Annotated in this window: 1 protein-coding gene; it reads left to right on the top strand. The window is 34.1% G+C overall.

Features of this window, described 5'->3' with window-relative positions:
• Window positions 1-266 precede the first annotated feature (266 nt).
• Window positions 267-1,079, top strand: a complete 813-nt coding sequence (locus U9P79_01595; GenBank protein ID MEA2103321.1) for a DUF3786 domain-containing protein — start codon at window positions 267-269, stop codon at window positions 1,077-1,079.
• Window positions 1,080-1,083 lie beyond the last annotated feature (4 nt).

Below are 1,083 nucleotides of genomic sequence, written 5' to 3'. Positions count from 1 at the left end.
AAAAAAATTATGAATAACATATTTTGTACAATATGTTAATTCCTATCCATTAAATGCCTGCATTTTTTTTGTAAAGTACCCTTGACTTTATAGCCAGTTACGTCCAACATGCTGTAATTATAAGCCGAATATTTACCACAACAAAATTAGAAAATCTATGATTACAGTCGTTTAAACGGAGTTTGATATATAAAAATCATCATGGCTTCCAATGGCAATGTTCATAGAAAATCGGCAATTATTAAACAGAAATCAGGAGTTTTGTTATGTTTAAACCTAAAAATGTCATGGAAATTTTTAAGCTCCTTGACAAATCAAATTGCAGAGAATGCGGGGAAAAAACCTGTCTGGCTTTTGCCTCTGCTGTTTTCCAGGGCAGGAAAAATATTGAGGAGTGTCCCAGGCTTGATGAAAAAGTGTGTGCAGACTTTTTTTTAAAAAAAGAAAAGCAAACTCTGATTGAAAACAATCAGGAAGAAAATCTGAAAATTTTAAAAAATAAAATTACCAGGATTGACCTTGCAAAAAGAGCCGAGGAGATTAAAGCAAAATTTTCTGGTAATAAACTGGCTCTTAAAATATTTGGTAAAGAGTTTAGTGTGGATCAGCATGGTCAACTCTATTCTGATATACATGTTAATCTATGGGTTGCAATTCCTTTTTTTTATTACATACTTTATGGAAAAGGCATGCCCGTCTCAGGGGAATGGGTTTCCTTCAGAGAACTTAAGGATGGTCCGCCAAGGCATAATTTTTTTCAAAAACGATGCGAAGAACCCATGAAACAACTGGCAGACAGATATCCTGACCTGTTTAACTATATTGTCCGCATTTTTGGAGGGAAAAAAGTTGAACAACAGTATCAGTCAGATATATCAGTGGTTCTGTATCCTTTTCCCAGGGTTCCCATTATGCTGTGCTATTGGAAAGCTGAAGATGGTCTTGATTCAAGCCTGAATATTTTTTTTGATAAAACAGCTGACAAAAATCTTAATAGTGAGGTTATCTTTACCATGGGATCTGGTATAACCCAGATGTTTGAGAAAATTATCCGGAAACATGGTTTTCAAGATATTTAAAATA

The sequence above is a fragment of the Candidatus Cloacimonadota bacterium genome (assembly GCA_034661015.1).
In the GTDB taxonomy this organism is placed as follows: domain Bacteria; phylum Cloacimonadota; class Cloacimonadia; order JGIOTU-2; family JGIOTU-2; genus JAYEKN01.
Note: the sequence above shows the minus strand (reverse complement) of the source record. Positions and strands in the feature narration are given on the sequence as shown.